Raw genomic sequence first — 446 nt, forward strand, 5'->3', positions numbered from 1 at the left:
GTGTTCGCCGGGCCCCGGCGGGAGGACCGCGCATGAGAGACTCGGCGGTCAACTCGCCGCGCCAGAAGGGTCGCTCGCCTTGACGGACGTCATACAGCCGCCGGTCCACCTCCACGCGGTGGTGGATGCGCTCGCCGCGAACCCCGCGCTGCCACCCGAGCTCGTCCGCCGGCTCTTCTCCTACCGCAGAGGCCGTGGCAGCGTCGCCAAGCGCGGCGACCTGACCGATGACATGACCGCCGAGATCATCGCCATCGACGACCCCTGGTTCACGCATTCGCTCGCGCTCAACCGGGGCCTCCCCCAGGCCGTCCGGATGACACTCGCCGGGCATCCGGATCCGGCGGTGCGCGCGGCCGTGGTGGTCGGCACGGAGGGCTCACCGCGGGAGCTGTTCGAGCGGCTGCTGGACGACCCCGACCTACAGGTGCGGGTGTCCCTGGCGG

Annotated in this window: 1 protein-coding gene; it reads left to right on the forward strand. The window is 72.2% G+C overall.

Annotation, left to right across the window (positions count from 1 at the left end):
* Positions 1 to 79: 79 nt before the first annotated feature.
* Positions 80 to 446, forward strand: a 367-nt coding sequence (locus tag ACFVUS_RS44035; protein WP_387781561.1) for a hypothetical protein, incomplete at its 3' end; no start/stop codon positions are given.

Origin of the sequence: Nocardia sp. NPDC058058 (genome assembly GCF_042885355.1) — a bacterium.
Lineage (GTDB): Bacteria > Actinomycetota > Actinomycetes > Mycobacteriales > Mycobacteriaceae > Nocardia.